The sequence below is a fragment of the Shewanella cutis genome, from assembly GCF_022410515.1.
Lineage (GTDB): Bacteria > Pseudomonadota > Gammaproteobacteria > Enterobacterales > Shewanellaceae > Shewanella > Shewanella cutis.
Genome location: NZ_JACSDI010000020.1, coordinates 15,135 through 41,536 on the forward strand (window position 1 = coordinate 15,135; position 26,402 = coordinate 41,536).

Consider the following 26,402-nt stretch of genomic DNA (forward strand, 5'->3'; position numbering starts at 1 on the left):
GGTCTGCTGGTTGGTTTGCAGTGGTAAAATTTAACGAGAAATTTAACGCGATTTAACGAGCCACCCATTGTTAAATTTTAAAAAAGTGATAGTAAGCGTTACTTGGTTTCTTTTGCATTAAAATTTTTAAAAAACTTATTGAGACACCCATTGTTAAATTTTCTAAAAGTGTTGTTAGGGATCAGTCTGTTTTTGGGTAACAGATGGGACATTCGTAACTCTTTTGGGATTAACAGCCAACACAGAGACTACAGAAGTTCCCCCTCCCCTCGGAGTTGCCGCAGGGCATTTGCGTTCGTTGCGTGAGCGAGGCATGGTCGTTCTCGTGCATCTGATCCATAGGGAAATGGAAAATGTCAGTATGATGTATGGAACATCATTGACCGACATTCAGGCATCCTGCCTATCAGATGACCAGCTAGTTTTCGGACTCTCTGTTTAACGTCAAGGGGATGTACCATCGGAAGTGATAGCCATTTATCCATAAGACCAAGGCCAGTCTCTAATGCATGTAACTTAGCTAGGGGCGTCTTGGCTGATGTGCAAACAATAGGCAAGGAGAATAGGGCTAGCAGTCCTCATTGGTCGAATCTTGATTAAACTCTTGATTAAAAATCAGGAGGTGAAGCCCCACGACTTTGGTTTTGCTTTTAACAAAAGAGTTGCGCATGTCCTATCTTTTGCCTGCTCAGGCTGAGTTTTTTATCAGCTTGTTTACTGACTTCTCTTGCTGGGATTGTAGAAGATAACTGGCTTTTGAGTTATTCTAGCTACATCAAATTAAGCGGAGTTCTAGCCATGAAAAAAGTGAAAACTACCAATGAATCTTGTAAAACTCGAGGCAATTTCGTGCCTAACATAAAGAACTTTGAAGTTAGCCTGTCTTATGAAGGTATTACCGCTAGAGACAAGCGTGTTGCTGTATCTTTAGAGTCATTGAAACTCAAATATGCAAGGTAAGTACGGTGTAAATCAGGATCACTACTGTTATGAAGATTCTGATGTACTTATTAATCTGCTCAATATTCGAGATCCAGACGAGTTAACTCAGGCTGAGGCTGAGTTTACCTTAATGCGATATTCAGAATACTGTAGCGATTTAGATGAGTTAGAGGATTTCGATAGTAATCATTTTCTGAGTTTACACAGGTTATTGTTTCAAGATATTTACGAATGGGCAGGTACCATTCGTGATGTTGATATCAGTAAAGCAAATACTCGATTTTGTACCTGTAGCCGTGTAGAGCCTGAGCTTAAAAATGCCATATCACGTATTCCCCTCATCCGATTCTGTCATAACAAGCATGAACTAGTTGTTTTGATAGCAGATATTTTTTCTGACTTGAACGTCGTCCACCCTTTTAGGGAAGGTAACGGTCGTACAACACGCTTTTTCTTTGAAGAGCTGCTTCATGTAGCGGGTTATCGAATTGAATGGCCATTAATCACAAAAGAAGAGTGGGTCGATGCAAACATTCATGGATACTTCGGACAAATGCATAAGTTAGAAGTTATCTTTGATGCTGCCATCATAGAACCCTAGGATTTCGTTTGTTGTGCGTGAGCCACTTTGTTTGTTCCAATGATGTTAAGGATAACCTATGCGTTTGAGTGTCATCAGTACCCTGTTGACTGGTTTGTTATTACTCCCAAGTGCTTGTAGTTATGGTCTTTTATTCGCGGCTGATAGTGGGCTGGCGGAGGGGGCACAAGGCGGCAATTCGATTGTCGTTGAAAGCCAAATCGCATCCTCTGCCTCAAAGACTGCGGAGATTAAGAGCTTAATCCAAGCCGCGATCAAGGATTCGCCGCAGCCATTTAGTGGCAGTGTTATCCTGCTTGAGCGGGGCAAGCCACTGCTTGAATTGCAAAAGGGTGAAGGTATTAGTAAAGATTCGCGCTTTGTGATGGCATCGCTCTCTAAACAAATCACTGCAACCTTGATATTACAGGCGGTTGATGCGGGGAAACTCGATTTAACTCAAACGCTTAATCATTACCTTTTTGGTGTTGCGAAGGGAGATAACAAGGCACTCCAAGGCGCTGTGGCGGGTACAAATTCAAGTGCAAACGCTTTAAATCCCAGTCGATATGATGAGCGGATTACGCTGCATCAATTACTGACGCATACATCGGGTGTCGATAAACTGGGTAAGGCGAATCGATTTGAGCCTGGTAGTCAGTTTGAATACTCCAACTTTGGTTATTCACTGCTTGGGCAAGTGCTTGAGAAGGTCAATCACCAATCCTTTGCCGAGCAAGTGGCGCAGTTTGCAACGCGATACCAGCTTAAGGGCCTAAGTGCTGAGCTTGGCAGTATTGCGGCTATTCACGCCAAAGTACCTTCACTCGCCGTTGGTTTACAGGAAAGTGAGGTGATTGCCCCCTCTGATTTAGTGCTTGATGAAGCTTTGTTGCCCGCAGGCGGACTTATTGCCTCCGCGCCAACTTATGCCGCCTTTCAGGATTTATTACATGCTGGCAAGTTGATGAGCGCAGAGAGTTATCAGAGGATGACTACGGCGCATACCGAGATCCAATTTTTATGGCCGAATATGCACTATGGCTATGGGGTGAGGATCAATCAGGACGATGGCCTCGTCGAATACAGTCATACGGGCTATTTAACTGGTTATATGTCGATGACGCTGCATTATCCTGAATTTAATTTGGATTTAGTTATGCTGGAAAATCTATCGCTAAATCTTAATGATCGCGCTCGAGTATTTGAACTGCATAATCAGATCCGCCAAATTATCCGTAGCCAGTTGCTGCTTGCTAAAGCCTCTAATGTTTAAGCCTTTGATGTTTAAGCTTTAGCTTTCGCCATTATGTTGGCGAATAGACTGCTAAGTCTGCTGATGCGCGGTTAGGCTTAACCTTGAAAGCATAAAGCCCCAGCGTTGGGGCTTTATACTTGGTCTCGTTGGTTGCCAAAGTGCTAACTGCTACCAAAAGCGCTTTCTTAGCGCGGTCTCGATATCAATCTCAACCCTAAAGTATTGCAAAATCGTCCAAACGGAATCGACTAAGGCTTCGGTAAGCGCGGGGTAATCATCCTCGATAACCTTGTTGATTTCATCAACTACTTCATCGAGATAGTCCTGAATCCCTTCCTCAAATTCGGCCTTTGTCGCTTGATTGCGGAAAAAGCTAAAGTTGTCGAGCTTTTCAATCAATAGTTCCACCTGTTCTTTAACCGAGTTTAACTGTTGAGCCGTGATGCTTGGATCGCTGGCTATCGGCTTAAAGAATTGCTGTACTTTGCTTTTGAGATCAAACAGCGTCGGGATTTGGCTTCTATCCACCGCCGCATCACTGACCTCTAATCTGGCTTTATGAGTATGTGCAGGTTTTGGCGCCTCCAGATGAGTTGTGCCACATTCAAGAGTAAGCGATGCGACTTCTGACTTCGCTGCGTTAAGGCCGATAACTGTGGGGGAGGGGGGGATTTCACGCCCTAACTTCTGTAATAGCCGACGTTGGAAATAACTTTGTGGCTGGGCTTTGCTCAGGGCTTGCTCAAGTTGAGTTTCACTGTAGGGGACAATTTGCAGTAGTACTTCGAAAATCTCTTTGTATTCCTGCACCATCGTTACACTCAGCGGGGTATTTCCTAAGCTGTTGGTTACGGTTAAGTCGGCGCCATATTGCTGCAACAGTCTTAAGATCCGCACCGCTGTTGATTCAAAGCGTGGAAACTCATTCGAGCTGCCGCCCATCACGGCGCAAAGGGCTGGAGTGGTGTCTTCGGCATTGATGGCATTGGGGTTAGCACCATGTTCGAGTAACACTTCAACGCAGGACTGCGCGCCGTAATAGCAGGCGCACATCAGTGGCGTAAATTGTTCATCTACTGAGAATTCTTCAATTTTGGCTCCGTGGCGTAGTAATAGTTCCACAGTATTACGCCGCATCGGGCCTGTGATTTGGTCCCACCAGTAGGTCGAAATCGCCTTGTGCAATATGGGCGAATTATCATGGCCGCAATGGGTGAAAATATCCCCGCCTTGGTTAATTAGCCATTCAAGTACTTGGGTTCGACAGGCGATGGCCGCAGCGGACACATAGTTAGTGTTGTAAATATTGGTAAGGCTTAAATCGAGTCCCTTGGTGAGCAGATATTCCATCACTTGGATAAGTGTGGCTTGATCTTCCTTACCCGAACCACGTTGGCAGATAGTCAGCAAGCTTGGTTCATCCACCGCACCAAACTTTTTATTGATATCCATGCCATATTTTATGAAGAGGTCGAGAAGCTCCGGCAGAAAGGTTTTCTTCTCGACCATCGGATAAACCAATAGTCGCAAGTTCGACCAAGCTAACATTTCATAGGGTTTACCCGCATTCATAAATACGGAATTTGGATTGGCACCATATTTGAGCAACAGCTCTAGAGCTTGATAGATATACTCCCGTTTATTCACATCGGTAAATTGGGCGTTATCAATAAATTGGTTGAGCAGAGGGGAATGGTCTGCGTCAGGCGGTGTCATCCTATAGATGCGATTGATATCGACGGTCGCCATAATCAATTTTTCGATAATTCTGAGGTCAAATTCTGAGGTCAATGCCGCATAGAGCAAACTTTTAGCGTGGGAGTCGGCTTTGAGCTGCGGATAATGGTCTAGCAGATATTCAGTGTATTCTTGTGATTTAGCGTAGACACAGAGTTCGAGTAAATTGGCGTCATCCCAAAAGCTGCTATCGTTGGCCATAATATAACGGGGCTTTTTAAATTCTGGATAGCGTTTTACTAATGGCGCGAAAGCTTCTATTCCCCAAAAGTCACTGGAGAAAATAATCTCTTCTATCAGACTTAATTGACCAATATCTAAATAAAGGTCTTTGTTAATAATATGTAGGAATAGCTCTTTACTGCGGTCAGCATAAAGAATTTCTAAGGGATGATTTAACTCGCCATTGGTCCAAAAACTCACCGAATGATTGATATCCAGCCCCAGTTCAAGCAAGAGATCGAGCATGATAATCCGCTGACGGTCTTGGTAGATATACTGAGGATTTGGATGAAATAAGTAGTTTAACCAGCAGTTATTAAATTGATTTTGGTAGTAAAGATTCGCGCCAGCCTTGAGGTAGAGCTTTACCAACTCAGGATTATTAAACTCGATTGCCGAGTGCAAGGCACTAAAGCCATTACATTCAATCTGTGCGCCCTTGTTGATTAAATAATCTACCAGTTCGAGGTCGGACTCTGGGCTACGGGATAGGGGGACTAACACATTACAGGGGGAAATATCGGGATCAATAAAATTAATATCACCGCCATTGGCGAGGTACTTATTAATCTTTTGAATTTTCTTGGCTGTAGACAGCTCGTTATCGACACATATTTCCCGCAGGGTGAGATTATTATCACCAAAAATCCAATTTAGCATATGCTTCCCTATTTAATGCCTTAACAATAATGCAGCAAAATTATTTCAAATACACATCATTTAACTGAATGATTTTATGTGTATTTTAATATGATTAGCCACTAAAACTCTATGCTAATAAGGAGAATTAAAGACTGATTTCAGCTGAATAAGTGATCAACTGTGTTGGTTGGCATTGATTGCCGCTTATTATCAGGCAGGATGTTTAGCGAAGAATATAGCGGGGATTTACACGGTTGGCAGACCATCCGTGGCCTGCTAAATGGAATCATTTAGGTTGTAATGGTAATAACATCGGGATCTCACAGGCATCGTGGCCAGTATTTCCCAGTGGTGCGCTCAGAGGGTAAAAGCCTAAGTGTTCATAGAGCTTGAGTGCTTCTTTTAATATCGCAGTCGTTTCTAAGTAGCAGCTTTGGTAACCCGTTTGACGGGCAAAGTCGAGAGCGAGTAGTGCTAAACGTTTAGCTAAGCCTTTACCGCGGATTTCGGGCATAAAGTACATTTTTTGTAGTTCACAAATGCCTGCATTGTTGGCAAGTGGGGCAATGCCTGCACCGCCAACGACTCTACCTTCATATTCAACAACCCAATATTGAGCACCCACTTGCGAATAAATCTGACTTAAACAATCTAAGATCGGGTCGGCCACGCTATAGCCTTTATCTGCGGTCAAACCATATTCGGCAGAAACATCACGGATCACTTGGGCAATGGCGGCATCATCGGTGGCTGAGGCTACACGAATAATACAACCCGATTGCTGTTTGGCTTTATGTATTGCTTGGTTGTACTGCATCAGCGCCTGCTCAATATGTTGAATTTGATCAGGGGTGAGTTGCGCTAAGATTTCTTGAAACAGCTGATTTTGTTGGTTATCGAGTTTTGCTAGTAGCTTTTTACCCGCGCTCGTCAGTTGCACGACAAGGCAACGACTATCCTTTGGATGCATTTGACTCTGGGCGAGATGCTTATCGATCAAGTGTTTGATCGCTCGGCTGGCATTGGATTTATCTATGCTCAGCTTACAGGCGAGTTCCTTAATGGTTTGCGGTTGTTTACCTAGCTCAAGTAAGGCATGTGCCTGCACGGGGGAGAGGGGTAAATCACCTACCGCTGCGTTAAGCATGCCTAAATGTCTCACCATATAGCGGGAGAGCTGCCTGAGTTGGCTAGAAGAGCCTAAATCATTTGCCATAGTCGAATTTTATGCCTTTAAGTTACGCCAACGTTAAGCCTAGCGAGCACCGATATCTAATGGATAAGCATAGGAGCCACACCAAAGAATTTAGTTGCAAGTTACAACTAAACTAGCGGGCCCTGAATGGTTTTGCAATATTTTATTAACAAATTTACGCGTAAATCTCGGGATTTAAAAATGGTGCCATGGCGAGGATGATCGCTTGGGTATAATTGCTTTCACGGGTGGCATGGCCATGGGTGAGTAAGCCAATTGCGCCGCCTTTTTGCTTAATGTTGACCGTATTAAATAGTCTATCCATCACATGGCCTAATTCTTCACCCGCTTCTAGTGCCTGATAAACCTGCATCGGCAGAGGTAAGAGTGCGCCGCGGCCAATGCTTAAGCGTTGCTGGTGAGCAATTGCAATATAAGCAAAGGTTGCTGGACCAAACTCGAAATGGTCGACGCCGCCTTCCATAGCAAAATAATAATCAGCTTCAGCATATTGTTGGCAATAGTTAACGCGATTGATTGCACCTTGGCGGGTCTCGTTATCCGTCATGGGTTGTGCGGGCACGTCAGAGGGGGCATCTATTCCAGTTGTTTGGATTTGGTATCCCGGAAAAAGCAGTGTCATCGCATTTGCTGCCGCATTGACTTTGACGGGATTTTTCGACCCGACGATTACCTTGATAATGTTTTGTTGCATATTAGTTGGCTATTTGGTTTTTTAAGGTGGACGCTCGTTTGAATCATTGCTTAAATGGTCTGAGGTGTCTCGTCTATGGGTTTTCTATTCTGCCATATTCGTTGCTAGGACTCAGTAAAAAGAGTTTGGTGAAAAAGCTTAGTAAAAAGCGAATGTATTGGGAGCAAATAGCCACAGCCGAGCATCAGGAAACGACATACGATTATTGCTCCTTCAGTAAGTTAGCTGATTCAAGCAGTGAAGTGATGTCATTGAAGGACCCCAAATTAAGAGATAATAATAATGAAATTCAACAAACTCATGATCGCGATGGGGATGGCCTGCGGCGTTATGCTAACAGGCTGTAACGACAGCGAAGATAGCACTCCACCTACCGAACCTGAAACTAAGCTGCAAACCTTTGCCCCTAACGGCTTACTCAAAGCCAATATCCGACGAACTACCTACGGTGTACCGCATATTCAAGCCGATAACCTAGAAAGCTTAGGTTTTGGTAGTGGCTATGCGCAGGCACAGGACAATCTCTGTGTACTCGCCGATGGCTTTATTAAAGCCAATTCCCAGCGCTCAATGTACTTTGGTCCCCATGCGTCGATTGATTTCACCACGGGCCAACCCACTGCAGAGGATAATGGCAACTTAATCTCGGACTTTGCCTATAAAGCCTTAAAGATCCGTCAGCAAGCTGAAGCCAAATGGCCACAGTTTAGCGAACGTTCTCGCGCATTAATCCAAGGCTTTACCGCGGGTTATAACCAATATCTCGCCGATGTGGAAGCGGGTAAGCAAACCGCAGAACCTTTCTGTGGCGGCCAACCTTGGGTGAAGCCCATTGTGCCAGAAGATGTGGTCACTTATCTGTTTTCCATCGCCCTATTACCCGGTGCGGCTAACTTCCTCGATTTAATTTTCTACGCTAACCCTGGGGATGGCCAAGAATATATGCCGCGTATCGTGGGACCTGCGCCGAGCCAAGAGCAGACCGCGTTTGTTAGCGATATGCAGTCTAAATTGATAGCCCGTGCTGCCAGCATCACTACGCCGGAGACCAATCCACGGGATTTAGGTTCTAACGGCTGGGGACTCGGTAAAGACAAGACCGAAAATGGCCGCGGTATGGTGCTCGGCAACCCGCATTTCCCGCACACGGGTAACCTGCGTTTCTGGCAATCCCATATCACTATTCCTGGGCATTTAGATATGATGGGCGGTTCGCTGGTGGGGATGCCTGGTCCAATCAATATTGGCTTTAACAAAGACTTAGCTTGGACTCATACCTTCTCTACCGCTGAGCATTTTGTGATGTATAACTTAGAGCTGGTCTCGGGTGACAGATTGCAATATTTGTTTGATGGTAAGCCCATGCCGATCAACAAAGAGACCGTTTCTATCATAGTGAACGCTGGTCCTGCGGGCATGTTAGTGGCTGAAAAGGATATTTACACCACGGCGAAAGGTCCTATGGTCGAAGCGCCACCTACGCTTGCGCCTTTTGGTTGGGATGATGGCAGTGCCTTTATGCTCCAAGATGCCAATATGGCGACAATGGATCCTGTCGATCACTGGCTCGCCATGAACCTAGCGACCAATAAAGACGAATTCCAACAAGCCTTTAAAGACTATGACGGGGTTATTTTCAACAACACCATGTATGCCGATAAAGAGGGGAATGCCTTTTATATCGACGACTCGACAGTACCCGGTTTATCCGAGTCTGCCGTTGTGCTGTTAAAGACTTCACCCGATATTAAGGCGGCAAAAGAGAAAGCGGGCTTTACTATTTTGCCCGGTAATACCTCTTTGTTTAGCTTTAGTGGCCCAAACCCCTATGAGCGGGCGCCTAAGCTTGAGCGCAGCGACTTTGTGCAAAACTCTAATGATTCCTTCTGGTCTACTAACCTGAATGAACCATTGACTTACTTCTCGCCCATGTATGGCAAAGAAGCTAGTCAGTTATCACTGCGTACCCGAATGGGATTAACCTTAATGCAGGATGCAGCAGGGAGCGATGGTAAGTTCAATCTCCAAGAGTTGGAGGCTGCGGTATTATCAAATCGTAGTTACTTGGCTGAATTGGTTCTGCCAGCGTTAATTGCGCAATGTGAGGCACAGGGCAGTACGCCTGTGGTGGTGTCTGCGAGTTTATCAAAAGATCTGACCTCAGCCTGCGCCGCCTTGAAAGCGTGGAATGGTAAGCAAGATAACGACAGTAAAGGCGGCGCCTTACTGCGTGAATTTGCCCATCTATTTAACCAAAAGACGATGCTGACCAAAGGGTTTGATCCCGCTAATGCGGCGACAACACCGAATACACTGGCTACCGACGGTAGTGCGTTAGTGGCGCTTGCCCATGCGGCGCTGAACTTAGAATCCGCGGGTTTTGCAGTAGATGCGCCGCTGGGAGAGGTGCAATTTGTGGAGAAATCGCTCCCCGATGGCACTGCCAGCGGTGTGCGTTTACCTTGGCCGGGGACGCATAATGCCGAAGGTGGCTTTAACGTGTTTTCAACCAGCTTATCGGGTGATGATACGCTCATTCCGCAACATAAATATTCGCCACTCAAGGATGTGGTTACAGGTAAAGCGATGGGCTCTGGCATGACGGCCAAGGGTTACCAAATACGTTACGGTTCCAGTTGGATGATGGCGGTGAGCTTTACCGATGAAGGACCGGTCGCACGTGGCATACTCACTTATTCTCAGTCGAGCAATATACTCTCTCCTTCCTTTACCGATCAAAGCGATCTGTATTCCAGCAGTAAGAGTTTCCGTCCTTTACTGTTTAAGGAGGCCGATATTGCGCCTGCCGTAGTCTCAACCACAGAGTTGATGCTGCAAAAAGCTCAATAATGCGCTAGTCGAATGGTGAGTTATTGGCCCACTTAGGTGGGCCTTTTTATGGGCTGAATCACCGTTACAAAATGTAAAAATTTAACAATGCAGCCTGTGATCTACTTCAAGCTTCCATATGGGGTGGTTGATCCCGGTCTTGTTTTGCTCTTTTTTGTGAGTTGTCGCATTTTTGTGGCTTTTATCGACGACAGGACGATGTCGCTACTTAGGCTTGTGGGTAAATTGACTGTACTTTCTTGGTTATATGTTGTGATCATTTTGATGTTAAATTGAAAATTTATTACACAAAATAATCGATCCAGATCCCAATCCTAGCTTTATTTGAAATTCCCTTACTTAAAATGGTTTTAGATCAACTTTTGCTTAAGCTTTTTCGCTATCCTTACATCGAATTTTTTATGCGGTTTCACCGTAAGGTAGTTTAAATATGCAAAAAGATGCGATCAGTGTTCTCGAAACACCTCAAAGCACGCAAGAAAGCACAACAAGACGCTTACCTTGGACGCGCCAAGATACTACTTGGATGCTAAGTTTATTTGGTACCGCTGTGGGGGCTGGTATCTTATTTCTCCCCATCAATGCGGGCATGGGCGGTTTTTGGCCCTTAGTCTTGATGGCCATTATCATTGGACCTATGACCTATTTGGCTCACCGTGGTCTTTCGCGCTTTGTGTGCTCATCTAGCATTCCCGGCAGTGATATTACCCAAGTAGTGGAAGAGCACTTTGGGATTGGCGCAGGTAAAGCAATTACTTTGCTTTATTTCTTAGCGATTTATCCTATCGTGTTGATCTATGGCGTTGGGATCACCAATACCGTCGATAGCTTTATTGTAAACCAACTGGGTATGGCCTCTCCGCCACGTTTCCTGCTGTCAGGTGTGTTGATTTTCGGCATGATGGCCGTGATGGTGGCGGGTGAGCAATTTATGCTGAAGGTGACTCAACTGCTAGTCTATCCACTGGTGGGGATTTTGGCTTTTATGTCTATCTATCTGATCCCTGAGTGGAAAATGGATGCACTGCAAGTCGTGCCAGAAACCGGTGCTTTTTTAGGGACTGTGTGGTTAACCATTCCTGTATTGGTGTTCGCCTTTAACCATTCTCCAGCGATTTCACAATTTTCGGTTTCTTTAAAACGTGACCATGGCGCGAATGCCGCACGTAAGGCCGATGTGATCCTGCGTAATACTTCGATGATGTTAGTCGGCTTTGTGATGTTATTTGTGTTCTCCTGCGTCTTGTCGCTGTCGCCTGAACAATTGGCTGAAGCGAAGGCAAAGAACCTGCCGATTTTGTCTTATCTAGCAAACGTGCATGACAGCGGTTTTGTCAGCTATTTTGGTCCTTTCATTGCCTTTATCGCGATTGTGTCTTCCTTCTTTGGTCACTATATGGGTGCTACTGAAGGTATGAAGGGCATTATTGTTAAGCAATTACGCTCAAGCAAAAAGCAAGTCAGCGAGGATAAGCTGAACAAGTTTATCTTAGTGTTTATGTTTGCCACGATTTGGGGCGTTGCGATTAAAAACCCAAGTATTCTGGGGATGATTGAGGCGCTGGGCGGCCCGGTGATTGCGGCAATTTTGTACTTAATGCCAATGTATGCGGTGTATAAAGTGCCGGCACTTAAAGCATACCGTCACCGTATCAGCAATGTGTTTGTGGTGATTGCTGGTTTACTGGCGATGACGGCGATTCTATTTGGTCTACTCAGTTAAGACTGAGATACATAAGCGTTTTAAAAGAAAGGATCGAGCATTGCTCGATCTTTTTTTTACTACTTTTCTTCGTACATTAGATAGTAACTTTGCTTCATCCCTAATGCCTGATAGGTTTGTTGCGCGGTTGTATTTTCCTGCTCCACATATAAGCGGAAGCTCGCGGCGCCGCCATTAGCTTCGGCTAGTTGTTTCACTTCGGCATAAAGTCTGCCATAAATCCCCTGACGGCGATTTTGCGGGCGAATATACACGCTTTGGATCCAGTAGTAATCTTTGGCTCGCCAGTCGCTCCACTCGAAGGTGACCATTAGCGAGCCGACAATTTCCCCTTCTATTTCAGCCACCAGGTAAAAGCCTTTTTCAGGGTGATTCAGTAGGGTATTGACGCCTTTAATAAGGGTTGTTTCATCTAAGACAAGACCTTCGGTTTCCTGCGCCATCGCTTGATTAAATTGGACTAATGCGCTGAGATCTTGCACTTTGGCTTTACGGATCAACATATTACAATTCCTCGGCGGTTAATGGGATTTACCGCTCTTGTGTTTGGGGATAACGCTGATGTATCGGAATGAGTTAGGCGGCACACTGTAGCACAGAAGCCTTTATCAGGACGAGTTTGCTTATGCTCAATAACCCCTATTTTTTTGCGCCTAAATTTTGTACGACTAAAGTCTAGTCTGCTAGGCTTGAATAAGGTTTTCACCAGCCCAGAGTGTCGCGATTATGGGATTCGTTAAATCAACTCGTCGCTTTAAACCCAAGTTTTTACAAGCCCATGATGTTCGAAAAGAGCTTCAAATTAATCATGTGATGCACTTTATGCTCACCTTAACTACCTTTGGGTTATGGGGCTTAGTTTGGTGGTATTTAATCCTAAAATCTCAGGGGGATAATCAGTCACTCTTTAGCGGTTTTGATGATGATTATTGGAGTTATCTAATCGAGTGTGAGCAGCCGCCCGCATCCTTATATCGGCAACGTTTTGCCGTCTCCGTCCGTTCGGCACAATTTGAGGCTTAATACCAATCGTATTAAATATCTGTTCATTCAGCGGGAGTTAAACGCGCTTTAGACAAGGCGAAGGCTTGAAGGCATAGTGGCGCTCTGCCTAAGCCTTAAACGCAGTATAAAGCCAGTTCAACCCCGCCCTTCGGGAGCCTCACAGGCATCTCACTCCCGTGTTACATTGACTTAAAAGGGAATAACCATTTCTTCGTCAATGCGCCTTGGATTGAGATGCCTGTGAGGCTCTGAACTGATTAGATATTTAATGTGATTGGTATAAGCTCCGCCTTCGGAGGATTTTGCAGCGGTTGATGTCAACGTGACATAGATCATCCTTAGCATTTTACTCCTTATGTTAGACTCCGCGGCTGGCTAATTGAAGGTTAGTCCCGCCAAGGATAAGGCTTCGCCCTATCATCATTTCAAATTCAAGGTTATAAACATGTCAAAACAAAGGTCATCAGCCTTAGGCCGGATCTGGTCTTCCTGGATGTCAGTGCCCCTGTGGCTGCAAATTTTCGTTGGTATGGTGCTCGGGATTCTGGTGGGGGTCACTTTAGGCGAGCAGGCTTCCTACCTAAAACCTATCGGCACGCTGTTTGTGAATACCATCAAGATGCTGATTGTGCCTTTAGTATTTTGTTCTTTAATTGTCGGTGTCACCTCTATGGAAGACACGGCCAAAATGGGGCGGATTGGTTTTAAATCCTTTTCGTTTTATCTCTGTACAACTGCGATTGCGATAAGCCTAGGCTTGGGTGTGGGCTATGTGATTCAGCCAGGTGCTGGCGTACCGTTACTACAGCATGAGGCGGTTAATACCGCCAAAGAAGTGCCCTCGGTGATGCAAACGCTGATCGATATAGTGCCAACAAACCCCGTTGCTGCATTGGCCAGTGGTCAAATCCTGCAAGTGATTGTCTTTGCCGTGGCACTCGGGATTGCATTGGTATTGATTGGCGACCATGGCAAACCTGCGATTAAAGTATTTGAGAGTCTTGCTGAGGCCATGTACAAGCTGACCGATATGGTGATGAAGCTTGCGCCCTATGGTGTGTTTGGCTTGATGGCATGGGTGGCGGGGGAATACGGTATTGATATGCTGTGGCCGCTGATCAAAGTCATTATCGCCGTTTATATTGGCTGTATTATCCATGTGTTAGGTTTCTACAGCATAGTATTGCGCTTGTTTGCCAAGCTTAATCCCTTGCACTTTTTCAAGGGGATCAGCAATGCGATGGCGGTGGCGTTTACCACTTCAAGTTCAGCAGGCACTTTACCCGCAAGTATGAAGTGTGCGAGTGAATACCTCGGGGTTAACAAGAAGATCTCTAGCTTTGTCTTGCCCTTAGGCACGACCATCAATATGGATGGCACCGCCTTATATCAAGGCGTAACCGCACTATTTGTGGCGCAGGCCTTTGGTATCGATTTAACTTGGGTTGATTATTTAACCATTATTTTAACGGCAACCTTAGCTTCTATCGGTACGGCGGGTGTCCCTGGTGCGGGGTTAGTCATGTTGACCTTAGTACTCTCGACTGTGGGCTTGCCCTTGGAAGGTGTGGCCTTGATTGCCGGTATTGACCGTATTTTGGATATGGCACGTACCGTAGTGAACGTTTCTGGCGACTTAGTCGCGACGACTGTGATTGCTAAGTCAGAAGATGAACTCGATGTGGAGCATTACAATGCCGATATGGTGCAGAGCGCTATGATTGCCGAGCAAAATGCCGCGAGTGAAAACACCGCGATGAACAGTTAATTCATCGAATAATAAAAAACCGCCAAGTAGGCGGTTTTTTATTACCTTAGCCAGCTTATTTAAGCTGACTTAAGACTAAAACGGGCTTATCGTCGCTGCTAAGCAGTGTTAAACGCCCTTGCACTAGCTTGGCCTTAGCCACCAATGGCAGGGCTTGCATCACTTTATGCTCCTGTTGCATCAGCGCATCGACACAGGCTTTCATGGTGCTGCCGCCAGGGATGATTTTTAACTCCTGCCCTTGCTGGCTGTATTGACCAAAAAAGTTATTACAGCTGTTATTGCCTGAAATCTTACCTTCGGCATCAAAGGTGATTTGAGCAGGGCTGTAATCCACAGTTGGTTGACCTTGGATTGCTTCAATATGCCATCTTCCCTGTAATGGGACTGTGTCCTGCTTGGCGACGTCTGTGCTCTGACATGCACTTAAGCCAAAAAGTAATGCGCTTAATAGAAATGTTTGTTTTAACATTGTCTCGGTTCCTTCTTCCATATTCATGGCAATAGTGTACAACTTTAGCGAGAGATAAAAAGAGGTTTATATGACAGATGCCATTAAAAGTACTATGAATTTGTTGAAGTTTTTACATTGGTTAGGCGTTTTAATGTTAGTTTGTGGACTTGGGTTTTATATGTTGACCCAATGGAGTCTAGAAATCAGTGGTATGTTGCTGATAGCGAGCCTAATTGGTTTAGGATTAGTGTTGATGTCACCTTATCCCGTGGTGTTATTTATTCAATGGGCGAAACGTCACGATGAGCTTTCTAAAGATTAATTGCGCGTAAAAGCTAGAGCTCGGCCGAGTCGGCGGCGGGATTATCATACTGCTCGGCATCGAACTTAGTCGCTTGATTCGTCGGCGTTGGTTCAGGTTCTGGCTGCATGGATTTCAGTTTGCAGCGCGCATCTTCCATCATGGGCGCTAACTTGGCTGTCGATTCTGGGGTAAAAAAACTATAGCTAGCATCGAGTTTTAGATGGGGATTCTGTTGCTCTAATTGTTTTTCGACCCGTTTCATAATGTGCAAAATATCGCGCTCATTATCAACAAAGGCTAACACCACAAATTGAGTCGCACTGTAATGGGCGGCGACATCGGCGGTGCGAATAGTATCTTGAACCAAATTACCCAGCAGCCTGTGGTGTTTTTCTTCTAAAGTGACTTCCGGTGGCTTTGCTTCAGTTAACTCAAAAAAGATTATCCCCGCGTGGGCACCAAAACGTCGCCCCAGATTGAGCTGCCTTGGTGCCATCATCATAAAGCCATAATGGTTGAGCATGCCGGTTTCTTGATCGCGCATCGACAGCGATTCGATTCGATGGTTTTGACATAGCAGGGATAATTCCTGCTGCAGCAGAATTTGGAAAGGCTCGAGCATGGCGCTGTTGCTTAAAGGAGCGGTCATATGGGGATTTAATACACATAACGAACCAAACTGACAGCCGTCAGGCCAAGCGATAGGACGAGATAAGATGAATTGAATGCCGTCAAAATTCCTCGGGAGTTCATCAAGCATAAAGCGGCTTAAATTCAGATAGTCACCATCTAAAGGGCTATTTTTTAAGGCTTCAAAGAGCGGAAAGTTACTTGGAAAAAGTGTGCCAGAGGTAAAAAGTGGCGCTTGACTGGCGGAACTAACGATGACTTCAAAACCGGATTGCGTTATCTGCAATACAAACACATGAGTAGCGTTGTAGTAACTTTTAATTAATTCGCATTGTTGCATCCAACGACCTAAATTGACTTGAAGTAGATCGTTGTCTAGCAAACTGATTTTTGGGTTGATTGTATCTGGTAGCATAGAGTGATAATTGGATGGCTTACAATACAATAAGTGTGGGAAACAATGACACTATTAGCAAATTTTTTCCCAAAGCTTAAAGTCTTTAGTATTAATTTAAGTATACTTATGCACCCAAAATCTGGCCCATTAGCTCACTCTGGAATAATGTATGTTGCAAACGCGATTAGCCACCAAACAAGATATTGATACATTGGCCACTTTAGAGCGCCAACATCTCAATGATGAGTTAATGTCTAATGGTGTCAATTTGGAAGGGCAAGCATTTAATCGTAACGAATTAACTCAGCTAATCGATAAGCATTGGATTGTTGTTGCTGAAATTCACGGACGCATTATAGGTTATGTGATTGCGGGACGTTGGTCGTTTTTTGATACCTGGCCAATTTATCGCAATTTGTTGAAAAGATTGAACCGAATCAATGGCGATGGTCCTCAATTAACTGTGCAAAACAGCTGCCAATACGGTCCAATCTGGATTGATAACGCTCACCGTGGCCAAGGGGTTTTTGAGGCACTTGTCGCTGGGATTTATCGAGAAGTTGCACCTAGCTTTGATTATATGGTGACCTTTATCGCCGATGAAAACGAACGTTCTTTAGCGGCGCATACTCGCAAAGCAAAGATGCAAGTTATAGATTTTTTTACTTTTTCAGATAGGGATTATTATATTATGTCTGTTGATATTCGCTCATAGTCAATGTTTTTAGCGGCTTGGTTTCCTAAATCGAGTCAGCGAACAAACTCTCATCATTGTTCAAATATCAAGCTACATAGTGGGTTTCTGGCATACCTAGCCCAGTCAGTTTGTTCAAAGCCCTAATCATCGCGTAAGCTTCTCCCACCTGAGCGTTATAATTCCGCATGCTCAACGTGCCTCCTAGCAGTTGTTTTATCCTGTACATGGCTGTTTCTGAGATTTCGCGGCGATGATAACCATACCGTTGTTTCCATTGCTTATTTGAGCCATGAAGCAGTTGCCAACTGACGGCTAAGTTTCGTGGATGCCTTTGTTCCCATCGCGCAGCACCTTCCCTAGGTGGAATGAGCACTAAAGCGCGTTTTCGACAAACGGCTTCGTGACAGGCTTTCGTGTAGTAAGCACCATCAGCCGAGATATTGCGGATTTTTCGATGGGTTTGCTTAAGTAAATTGGGCATCACTTCAGCGTCTGTTACACCTGATAAACTGAGTTCTGCGGCAATAATTTCATGGCTATGTGTATCTACGGCAATATACAGTTTACGCCACACTTGGCGCTTTCCATCTGTGCCATGCTTCTTCACTTTCCACTCACCTTCGCCATAGACCTTCAAGCCTGTTGAGTCGATAGGTAAGTGCTCAATGGCACCGCGAGTCTTCGTTTTAAAAGCAATATTGACCGTTTTCGCGCGTTTACTGATACAGGTGTAATGCGGGCAAGATAATGGGATGTCACCCAGTTTAAACACCGAATTGATAAAGCCCTGTAAGGCTCTCAGTGGCATAGAGAAAATACGCTTAACCATCAACGCAGTGGTAATGGCTAAGTCGCTAAACAATTGAGGGCGACCTTTCTTGGGCTGCTCGACCTTGGCTTTCCACTTAGCAATTGCCTCCTCATCAATCCAGAAGGTAAGTGAACCGCGGTTGATTAAGGCTTGGTTGTATTGCTTCCAGTTGGTTGTTTTATAGCGAGGCTTTGACACGGTTGATGGGTACGTTGATAGGCGATGCCGATCAGATCTGCGGTCACGGTTTTAGTTCAACTTATTTAGGAGATAAAGCCTTTTCCTTTTTCAAGGGCGTGTAGACATTTCGAAATTTGATATTGTGTGTTGGCTAGGGCGTGTGGACGTTTCAGGGGGATTTTTGCAGCCAAATGCTGCCCGAAGGGGTCGTCTGGCAAGCCCTTGCGCTTACTTTCTGTCATAAGAGTCGCTCGTCATTTGAGTAGAATAACGACACATCATTCCTCGTTTCGCGAGCACTAGCTTGCCAGAACGAACAAAATTTAATCTCTAAATGTCAACATGCCCTAGTCAGGGGGCGTGAAACGACGAAAGACAAAGAGAGCTGGCTATCAGATGTACTAGCTCAGCCCCTTTTCTCGTCTCCAATACTGCTAGGTAGTGGTTCTGCTTTTTAAAATCTGTATTTTTGACTTGGGTTGCGCGCTAACCGGTTGAGCGGCTATGTTTTACTAACCTACTAGCTGAGAGTAACCTTTTTAATATGTATGAGCTTCGTAAGTTTCTTGATAGAAGTTTTCTTATCTCAGTTCGTGAATCTTTTATCGCGTTACTACCATTTATTCTTATAAATTCACTACTGTCACTGATCATTGCCCTGTTAAGTGTCTGGACTCCTGAATGGCAGACTAGTGCCATTTTCAATGGCTTAACTTTTTTTTCGGTGCAGCTTGCAAAAATATTCCCGTTACTTGCGTTGATATCGCTCTCCTTTCATTTTGCTAAGTATCTCCAGCTTTCAGCCATTGTTATATGTTCAATATCCTTAAGTGTCTTACTGGCTTTGCATGTACCTACTACAGGAGAGGCTGCCAGTATTGATTTTGTTAATGCGGTTTTAAGTGATCCTCGTTTAGTATTATTGCCGATTTTAACAGCATATTTATTACGTTTATTGATTGCTTGGAAGTGGTTAGACTTAGTGAAAGTAAAATCATTAAGTCGTTATTTAAAACTGCATCTAAATATATTTTTTCCGGTGGTCATTTGTTTTGTTGCGATATTGGTACTTGTTACTGAGGCGTCGACGTTACTTAGTTGGTTTTTCTCACCACTGATTGATACTTTGCAAACTGCAAGTATTGGAATTCAATTGTTTATTCGTATTCTGCTAACCCATGCACTTTGGATCTTTGGGGTGCATGGTGATAATGCTTACTTACTCTTAATTGGGGTCGATAATGGTTTAACAGAGGTTGTTTCTAATCTAACCTCAAGCCAATTTATGGATTTGTTTATTCTTTATGGCGGAAGTGGTGCGACTTTATCGTTAATTATTGCAATTTTAATAGGTTCAAAAGATAGTGCAACTAGGCATATTGCTAAAATTGCAATACCATTTTCAGTATTTAACATAAATGAAATTCTTATTTATGGTTTGCCGATTATTTTTAATCCAAGATTGTTGTTGCCATTTATTATTTCTCCAGCACTCAATTTTCTATTGGCGTACAGTGCAATTAGTATAGGAATTCTTGAGTTTGATACCCATAGTTTTCCTTGGATCACGCCACCACTGATTAATGCATATATAGCAAGTGGCCATCTGAGTACAGTGTTTTTTCAGTGCTTTCTTATCTTCGTTGGTGTTTTAATTTATTTACCTTTTGTGAGACGTTTTTCGTTGACGAGTGAACACTATGAGTTTGACCACGAATTGATAAAACGTGTTCAGTTTCAAGATGATATTGAAAAAATTAACGAAGTACATTATCTCAAGAAACAATCTGAATCTTTAAAGGCTGAAATTAATTTAGAAAAAACGATTAAAGAAGTATTAGCCGGAGAATTGCAGCTTCATTATCAGCCTAAAATTGCCTTGGTTGACGGTAAAGTCGTCGGGTTTGAGGCCCTCATTCGCTTGAAGGATGAGAATGGGCGTTTAAAAGGACCCTATTTTATCGATGCGTTTCAGCGAGCAGGATATTCGCATATTATTGACCGCTTTGTGATTAACACTGTTGCGGAAGACCTTGCTCGATGGGCGTTAGAAGATTTCTATCCCAAGGTGAGTATTAATATTGATCCTAATAATATTACGGATACACAATTATTGGCCGTAATGATAGAAAGGCTTGGTAGTGTTGCTGACCAAGTTGAAATTGAGATGTTAGAATCTGCTTTTATGTTGGATTTAAGCAGAATTGATAGCAGTATTCGACAGCTTAAACAGAGAGGGTTTAGATTTTGGTTAGATGATTTTGGCACTGGATTTTCGAGTTTAAGCCTATTGAGTAGAATTAACGTCGATGGTATTAAGTTAGACCGTAGTATCCTTGCCAATACTAGCGAACCCCAAGGCCGTATTTTATATCTACAAATTTGTGAACTTTGTAGCAGTTTAGGTTTTTGCTTAACTGCAGAAGGTGTAGAAACCGGTATTGAAGCCAAATTTGTAAAAGAAGCAGGTGTTACTTATGTGCAGGGCTGGCTATACGCTAAGGCTATGCTTGGGTCTGAAGCTAAAGCTTTTTGGTTGGAGAGGAATAGTGAGTAAGATTTTGGTTGATTTCTTGTTAACTAATTATGCGCAAACCAATTTATCTGCATGGGACACTCTGCGAGTGTTGTTATCCGAGTGTTCATTGCAACAATTTCAGGCCAAGGGATTTGAGGTCGATTGTGGTGATATTCGCAGCCATTATTGGGTTCAACTTGATGATTGTTGGCTCGATTGTGGCAGGACAAATGCCTACAATGCCGACATTATTCGCGTGACCGATGATGACGTTCGGCGCGCGAAGATTATCGGTTTACAGGAGTGTGCCTTGTTATCTTCTGCTCAGATAAATCTGCTGTGTATGCAAAACGCCCATTTTGATCATTGCTAAGGGGTAAGTGTTTACCCAATATCCATTGCAGTAACTAAATTCATTTAAGTGTACCGTCATGTTATATGGCTCGTGGAATTCATCTGGCTAGGGCGTGTTGACATTTTAGGGTTATTTTTGCAGCAATTTGGCTGGCTTTTATGCAAGGCAAAGTCCGTGTCGTGTAGTTATTCTACATAAACGGACGATAACGCGGCAGAAAAGCCATCTAAATGCCGCCCGAAGGGTTCGTCTGGCAAGCCCTTGCTGTTACTTTCCATAAGAGCCGCTCGTCATTTTGAGTAGAATAACGACACATCATTCCTCGTTTCGCGAGCACGTGCTTGCAAGAACAAACAAAATCTAATCTCGAAACGTCAACACGCCCTAATTAAATACTTCAATCTCGAAGCATAAAATTTTCCTCTTACAGTGCATAGGCTCGAACTTTTTTAGGCGTTAGCTTGCGTATGTCATTGTGTACCTCTTTGAAGGTATGTGTGGCCTTGGCTAACTTGGATTTAGCTGCTTTACTTAATCCGATTATCTATGGATAGAGTATGTTACTTCTAGCTGCAGGATGGATGCTGCCATGGCAAATGATGAGTGGAGTGATGGTTCGTATTTTGTAGAGCATGCAAAACTACTCGCTGCCCTATTAGACTCATTGGAGGATCAAATTTCAGTCATTGACCGGAATGGTGTCATTCAATTTACCAATCTTTCATGGAATCGGTTTGCGGAACAAAATGGCATGCCGAAGGGCCACAACTGGATAGGGACTAATTATATCAATGTTTGTGCAAGCTCTGATGAGCCGCTTGCACTGACGGCAATGGAGGGCATTCGCCGTGTCATTCAACATGAGCAAGAACGTTTTTATATGGAATATCCCTGCCATAGTCCTGATATATGTCGATATTTCATGATGCGAGTCGTTGCTGTTAAAGGACTCGAGCCGGAGTTTTATGCCATTTCCCATATCAATATTACTGAGCGTAAGTTGCTAGAGTTAGAAATCGCGGATCTTTCGGAGCATGATCCATTAACGGGATTAGCCAATCGACGCTTATTTAGCCGTTTTTTGCACAATGAGTGGCGTCGAAGTCAGCGAGAACAGACACCGCTTTCCCTTATTATGCTGGATTTGGATAACTTTAAAACCTGTAATGATCATCTCGGCCATCAGGCGGGAGACGATTCACTACAGATGGTGGGACGGATATTGAAGTCTTTTTGTCAGCGCCCAGCTGACTTACCTTGTCGGTTTGGGGGAGACGAGTTTGCGTTAATCCTTGGGAATACTGATAGAGAAAATGCACTGCATATTGCTGGAGAGATTTGCCGAGCGATCAAAGCGTTGGATTTTGTTATTCAGGGGGATATTCGATTGAGCGCGAGTATCGGTGTAGCAACGCTCTATGCCAATCTTGGCGAGTCAGAAACTCAGTTGCTTACTGCCGCCGATGCCGCGTTATATGTCGCTAAACGATCGGGTAAAAATTGTTGCCATGGAGTGCATAGTGAGCCTAGTTTTACGGAGTAATTGGCACAGAATCAGATGTGTATCTGATGTGTAAGCGCGATGGTCGCGGCATGGTTTGAAACGCGAGACGTAGCAGCTTGAACATAGAGCAAAAAAACCGCCGTTAGGCGGTTTTTTATGCTTAAGTTTACAAGCTTAATGCAGTTTACAGACCTGCATCAGCGCGTAGTGCTTCGGCTTTATCTGTCGCTTCCCATGGGAATTCACTGCGACCAAAGTGACCATAAGCGGCAGTCGCTTGGTAAATTGGACGAGCTAAGTTCAACATTTCAGTCAGGCCGTATGGGCGCAGGTCGAAGTGTTGACGGACTAATTTGATTAAGACTTCTTCAGATACTTTACCTGTACCGAAGGTCTCAACGCTGATAGACGTTGGTTCAGCCACACCGATAGCGTAAGACACTTGGATCTCACAACGGTCCGCTAAGCCTGCTGCTACGATGTTTTTCGCAACGTAACGGGCAGCATAGGCCGCACTACGGTCAACTTTTGACGGGTCTTTACCCGAGAAAGCTCCACCGCCGTGACGCGCCATACCACCGTAGGTATCCACGATGATCTTACGACCGGTTAAACCACAGTCACCCATTGGACCACCGATAACGAAGCGGCCAGTTGGGTTGATGAAGTATTTAGTGTCCTTGTTCAGCCATTGTGCTGGCAGAACTGGCTTGATGATGGTTTCCATCACGCCTTCAATCAAATCCGCTTGGGCGATATCAGGGCTGTGTTGGGTAGACAACACGATCGCATCGATACCAACAATCTTGTTGTCTTCGTAGGCGAAGGTGACTTGGCTTTTCGCATCTGGGCGTAACCATGGCAGGGTGCCATCTTTACGCACTTCTGATTGACGCTTCACTAATGCGTGGGCATAAGTGATAGGCGCTGGCATCAGAATGTCAGTTTCGTTGCTGGCATAACCAAACATTAAACCTTGGTCGCCGGCACCTTGCTCTTTTGGATCGGCGCGGTCAACACCCTGGTTGATGTCTGGGGACTGTTTACCAATCGCGTTTAATACTGCGCAAGAATCGGCATCGAAGCCCATATCTGAGTGGACATAACCAATTTCACGAACCGTTTTACGGGTCAGCTCTTCAATATCAACCCAGGCAGAGGTGGTCACTTCGCCACCTACTAATACCATGCCAGTTTTGACATACGTTTCGCACGCGACACGTGCTTTAGGATCTTGGGCCAGAATCGCGTCTAGCACAGCATCAGAAATCTGATCTGCAATTTTATCGGGATGACCTTCTGAGACCGACTCAGAAGTAAACAAGTGCTTTGCCATAGTAGGAAAATCTCGTTGTTAGCAATCAAACGTGTAGAAGCATCTACATCTAGACGGCTATTTTAGTGGAATTTCATCGCCATGACACCCCCAAAGCTAAATATTTCTGTACTTAGTGAGGTAAATCTCAGCTTTAAAATTTGAACTAAAAAGCATTTTTGTCATTTAACTGATTGAAAATAATTAATTAAAAGTGTTTAAAATCCATCTTATTCCGCTAAGGATGCGCGGCGGCATTTCCTCTTTTCCACCCAGATGAACTTTGGGAAAAATCGTACAGAGTATTGTCATAGCAACATAAAGTACGAAGCCTTAGCTTGAATAGTTCATCCTTAAGCTATTTTTATCGTAAAAAGTCCTATTGCGGGCGGGAAGGCGAGATTGTGATGAATTTTCGTTTGCGTCGCTTCGCTATGTAGGGGAAAATATGCGTCCAAATTGCCCGCTAGACCCCACAAATTAAGCAGGAGAGAGCATGTCTTCCCGTAAAGTACTCGCCAACGCAATCCGTGCGTTAAGTATGGATGCAGTTCAAAAAGCAAACTCAGGCCACCCTGGCGCCCCAATGGGCATGGCAGATATTGCTGAAGTGCTGTGGAATGATTTCCTTAAGCACAACCCGAACAATCCGAAATGGGTAGATAGAGATCGCTTTATCCTCTCTAACGGTCACGGCTCTATGCTGATCTACTCTTTATTACACCTCACTGGCTACGATCTGCCAATGGATGAACTGAAGCAATTCCGTCAGTTACATTCTAAAACCCCAGGTCACCCAGAATATGGTTACACCCCAGGTGTTGAAACCACCACGGGTCCATTAGGTGCGGGGATCAGCAACGCTGTGGGTATGGCGATTGCAGAAAAAACCTTAGCGGCACAGTTTAACCGTGAAGGTCATGAGATTGTTGACCACTACACTTACTGCTTCCTCGGCGATGGCTGCTTGATGGAAGGTATTTCCCACGAAGCGTGTTCTTTGGCTGGTACTTTAGGTCTAGGCAAACTGATCGCATTTTGGGATGACAATGGCATCTCTATCGACGGCCATGTTGAAGGCTGGTTTACCGATGACACGCCAAAACGTTTTGAATCATACGGCTGGCACGTAATTGCTAACGTCGATGGTCACGACAGCGATGCGATCCGCGCAGCTATCGAAGCGGCAAAAGCTGTGACCGACAAACCAACCATGATCTGCTGCAAAACCATTATCGGTTTTGGTTCGCCAAACAAATCTGGCAGCCACGATTGCCACGGCGCACCATTAGGTGATGCAGAAATCGCTGCAGCCCGTGAATTCTTAGGCTGGCCACATGCGCCATTCGAAATTCCTGCCGACGTATACGCTGGTTGGGATGCGAAAGAAGTGGGTGCTGAGCGTGAAGCTGCATGGAACGACAAGTTTGCCGCTTACGCTGCTGCATACCCAGAACTGGCAAGCGAATACGAGCGCCGCGTTCTGAAAGGTGAATTACCAGCTGATTTCGAAGCCAAAGCACAAGCCTTTATCCACGAATGCCAAGCCAAAGGCGAAGGCATTGCGAGCCGTAAAGCGTCACAAAACGCGATTGCAGCCTTTGGCGCTATGCTGCCAGAACTGTTAGGCGGCAGTGCTGACTTAGCGGGTTCTAACCTGACCCTGTGGGCAGGTTCTAAAGGGATTCAAGACGATCCAGCGGGTAACTACGTGTACTACGGTGTGCGTGAATTCGGTATGAGCGGTATTATGAACGGTGTGTCTCTGCACGGTGGTTTCATCAACTACGGCGCGACTTTCATGATGTTCATGGAATACGCCCGTAACGCTGTACGTATGTCTGCACTGATGGGTATTCAAAATATCTTCGTTTACACCCATGACTCTATCGGTCAAGGTGAAGATGGTCCAACTCACCAACCGGTTGAGCAATTGGCTAACCTGCGTATGACGCCAAACATGGCGGTATGGCGCCCCTGTGACGCGGCCGAAACTGCCGTGGCATGGAAAGCGGCTATCGAACGTCGCCATGCTCCAACATCGCTAGTCTTCAGCCGTCAAAACCTGAAGGCTCAAGCACGCACTGCTGAGCAATTAGCGAATGTGGCAAAAGGCGCTTACGTACTGCAAGACTGTGCAGGTACGCCTGAGTACATTCTGATCGCTACCGGTAGTGAAGTGCAATTGGCGGTCGAAGCTGCTGCGGCTCTGACTGAACAAGGCAAACAAGTTCGCGTGGTTTCTATGCCATCAAACACTGAGTTTGATAAGCAAGATGCTGCTTACAAAGAATCTGTACTGCCAAAAGCCGTGACTAAACGTATCGCTATCGAAGCGGCCCATACTGACTTCTGGTACAAGTATGTTGGTTTTGAAGGCACAGTTGTCGGCATGACTACCTTTGGTGAGTCTGCGCCAGGCAACGTGCTGCTGAAGCACTTCGGTTTCACCGTTGAAAATGTGCTGAACGCTGCAAAATCACTAGGCTAATTGTTTAGGTGATGGGATTACCGACAAAAGGTTAAACTTTTGAAAGGTTAATCTGTATAATGCGGCCTGCAATCGTTTGCAGGCCGTTTTTGTATATGCAGTATTGTTA

Annotated in this window: 22 protein-coding genes; 12 read left to right on the forward strand and 10 right to left on the reverse strand. The window is 44.8% G+C overall.

The window, feature by feature from the left end; all coding sequences use genetic code 11:
- The first annotated feature begins 949 nt into the window (after positions 1 to 949).
- The gene (locus tag H9J30_RS18240) at positions 950 to 1,543 is read left to right on the forward strand and encodes a Fic/DOC family protein (RefSeq protein ID WP_240132306.1); all 594 of its coding nucleotides are present in this window, start codon (positions 950 to 952) and stop codon (positions 1,541 to 1,543) included.
- A 58-nt stretch (positions 1,544 to 1,601) separates the two neighbouring features.
- Positions 1,602 to 2,798, forward strand: coding sequence for a serine hydrolase domain-containing protein (locus H9J30_RS18245; RefSeq protein WP_240132307.1), 1,197 nt, complete (start codon positions 1,602 to 1,604; stop codon positions 2,796 to 2,798).
- 150 nt (positions 2,799 to 2,948) lie between these two features.
- Here the strand turns inward: H9J30_RS18245 and H9J30_RS18250 are convergent, their stop codons facing one another.
- The 3 genes from H9J30_RS18250 to yjjX form a co-directional block, all read right to left on the reverse strand.
- Complete coding sequence (locus tag H9J30_RS18250) at positions 2,949 to 5,399, reverse strand: ankyrin repeat domain-containing protein (protein WP_240132308.1); 2,451 nt, start codon at positions 5,397 to 5,399, stop codon at positions 2,949 to 2,951.
- A gap of 268 nt (positions 5,400 to 5,667) precedes the next feature.
- Complete coding sequence (locus tag H9J30_RS18255; RefSeq protein WP_240132309.1) at positions 5,668 to 6,597, reverse strand: bifunctional helix-turn-helix transcriptional regulator/GNAT family N-acetyltransferase; 930 nt, start codon at positions 6,595 to 6,597, stop codon at positions 5,668 to 5,670.
- 154 nt (positions 6,598 to 6,751) lie between these two features.
- Positions 6,752 to 7,291 (reverse strand): inosine/xanthosine triphosphatase, encoded by a 540-nt coding sequence (gene yjjX / locus H9J30_RS18260; protein ID WP_240132310.1) that lies wholly within the window; start codon positions 7,289 to 7,291, stop codon positions 6,752 to 6,754.
- Between the two features lie 282 nt (positions 7,292 to 7,573).
- Between yjjX and H9J30_RS18265 the strand changes: the two genes are divergently transcribed.
- Positions 7,574 to 10,141 carry an acylase gene (locus H9J30_RS18265; protein ID WP_240132311.1) on the forward strand — a complete coding sequence of 856 codons (2,568 nt, stop codon included), beginning with the start codon at positions 7,574 to 7,576 and terminating at the stop codon, positions 10,139 to 10,141.
- Positions 10,142 to 10,571: 430 nt separating this feature from the next.
- Entirely contained in the window at positions 10,572 to 11,864 is a 1,293-nt protein-coding gene (locus H9J30_RS18270; protein WP_240132312.1) for an SLC5/6 family protein, read from the forward strand.
- Between the two features lie 59 nt (positions 11,865 to 11,923).
- On the opposite strand, the gene H9J30_RS18275 is transcribed toward H9J30_RS18270, so the two are convergent.
- A complete protein-coding gene (locus tag H9J30_RS18275) occupies positions 11,924 to 12,367 on the reverse strand; it encodes a GNAT family N-acetyltransferase (RefSeq protein WP_240132313.1) in 444 nt (147 codons plus the stop codon).
- 223 nt (positions 12,368 to 12,590) lie between these two features.
- On the opposite strand from H9J30_RS18275, the gene H9J30_RS18280 reads away from it, so the two are divergent.
- Positions 12,591 to 12,887, forward strand: a complete 297-nt coding sequence (locus tag H9J30_RS18280) for a hypothetical protein (protein WP_240132314.1) — start codon at positions 12,591 to 12,593, stop codon at positions 12,885 to 12,887.
- Positions 12,888 to 13,058: 171 nt separating this feature from the next.
- Here H9J30_RS18280 and H9J30_RS18285 read toward each other — a convergent pair whose 3' ends face one another.
- Entirely contained in the window at positions 13,059 to 13,214 is a 156-nt protein-coding gene (locus H9J30_RS18285; RefSeq protein WP_240132315.1) for a hypothetical protein, read from the reverse strand.
- A 100-nt stretch (positions 13,215 to 13,314) separates the two neighbouring features.
- On the opposite strand from H9J30_RS18285, the gene H9J30_RS18290 reads away from it, so the two are divergent.
- The gene (locus H9J30_RS18290) at positions 13,315 to 14,637 is read left to right on the forward strand and encodes a dicarboxylate/amino acid:cation symporter (RefSeq protein ID WP_240132316.1); all 1,323 of its coding nucleotides are present in this window, start codon (positions 13,315 to 13,317) and stop codon (positions 14,635 to 14,637) included.
- Between the two features lie 55 nt (positions 14,638 to 14,692).
- Here H9J30_RS18290 and H9J30_RS18295 read toward each other — a convergent pair whose 3' ends face one another.
- On the reverse strand, positions 14,693 to 15,109 hold the full coding sequence (locus H9J30_RS18295; RefSeq protein ID WP_240132317.1) for an META domain-containing protein: 417 nt from the start codon (positions 15,107 to 15,109) through the stop codon (positions 14,693 to 14,695).
- Between the two features lie 70 nt (positions 15,110 to 15,179).
- Between H9J30_RS18295 and H9J30_RS18300 the strand changes: the two genes are divergently transcribed.
- Positions 15,180 to 15,413: a hypothetical protein gene (locus H9J30_RS18300; RefSeq protein ID WP_240132318.1), complete on the forward strand. Its 234-nt coding sequence runs from the start codon at positions 15,180 to 15,182 to the stop codon at positions 15,411 to 15,413.
- Between the two features lie 13 nt (positions 15,414 to 15,426).
- On the opposite strand, the gene H9J30_RS18305 is transcribed toward H9J30_RS18300, so the two are convergent.
- Positions 15,427 to 16,440 carry a GGDEF domain-containing protein gene (locus tag H9J30_RS18305; protein ID WP_240132319.1) on the reverse strand — a complete coding sequence of 338 codons (1,014 nt, stop codon included), beginning with the start codon at positions 16,438 to 16,440 and terminating at the stop codon, positions 15,427 to 15,429.
- 154 nt (positions 16,441 to 16,594) lie between these two features.
- Here H9J30_RS18305 and H9J30_RS18310 point away from each other — a divergent pair, with 154 nt between their 5' ends.
- A complete protein-coding gene (locus tag H9J30_RS18310; RefSeq protein ID WP_427915931.1) occupies positions 16,595 to 17,137 on the forward strand; it encodes a GNAT family N-acetyltransferase in 543 nt (180 codons plus the stop codon).
- Positions 17,138 to 17,204: 67 nt separating this feature from the next.
- Here the strand turns inward: H9J30_RS18310 and H9J30_RS18315 are convergent, their stop codons facing one another.
- Positions 17,205 to 18,128: an IS5 family transposase gene (locus tag H9J30_RS18315; RefSeq protein ID WP_240132321.1), complete on the reverse strand. Its 924-nt coding sequence runs from the start codon at positions 18,126 to 18,128 to the stop codon at positions 17,205 to 17,207.
- A gap of 65 nt (positions 18,129 to 18,193) precedes the next feature.
- On the reverse strand, positions 18,194 to 18,352 hold the full coding sequence (locus tag H9J30_RS18320) for a hypothetical protein (protein WP_240132322.1): 159 nt from the start codon (positions 18,350 to 18,352) through the stop codon (positions 18,194 to 18,196).
- Between the two features lie 302 nt (positions 18,353 to 18,654).
- Here H9J30_RS18320 and H9J30_RS18325 point away from each other — a divergent pair, with 302 nt between their 5' ends.
- The 3 genes from H9J30_RS18325 (at position 18,655) to H9J30_RS18335 (ending at position 22,526) form a co-directional block, all read left to right on the forward strand.
- Positions 18,655 to 20,667 carry an EAL domain-containing protein gene (locus tag H9J30_RS18325; RefSeq protein ID WP_240132323.1) on the forward strand — a complete coding sequence of 671 codons (2,013 nt, stop codon included), beginning with the start codon at positions 18,655 to 18,657 and terminating at the stop codon, positions 20,665 to 20,667.
- On the forward strand, positions 20,660 to 21,001 hold the full coding sequence (locus H9J30_RS18330; protein WP_240132324.1) for a hypothetical protein: 342 nt from the start codon (positions 20,660 to 20,662) through the stop codon (positions 20,999 to 21,001). Before H9J30_RS18325 ends, H9J30_RS18330 begins: the two co-directional genes overlap by 8 nt.
- Positions 21,002 to 21,572: 571 nt before the next feature.
- Positions 21,573 to 22,526: a sensor domain-containing diguanylate cyclase gene (locus tag H9J30_RS18335; protein WP_240132325.1), complete on the forward strand. Its 954-nt coding sequence runs from the start codon at positions 21,573 to 21,575 to the stop codon at positions 22,524 to 22,526.
- Between the two features lie 145 nt (positions 22,527 to 22,671).
- Here H9J30_RS18335 and metK read toward each other — a convergent pair whose 3' ends face one another.
- Positions 22,672 to 23,823 (reverse strand): methionine adenosyltransferase, encoded by a 1,152-nt coding sequence (metK, locus tag H9J30_RS18340; protein ID WP_240132326.1) that lies wholly within the window; start codon positions 23,821 to 23,823, stop codon positions 22,672 to 22,674.
- 475 nt (positions 23,824 to 24,298) lie between these two features.
- Between metK and tkt the strand changes: the two genes are divergently transcribed.
- Positions 24,299 to 26,293, forward strand: coding sequence for a transketolase (tkt, locus tag H9J30_RS18345; RefSeq protein WP_240132327.1), 1,995 nt, complete (start codon positions 24,299 to 24,301; stop codon positions 26,291 to 26,293).
- Positions 26,294 to 26,402: the final 109 nt, after the last annotated feature.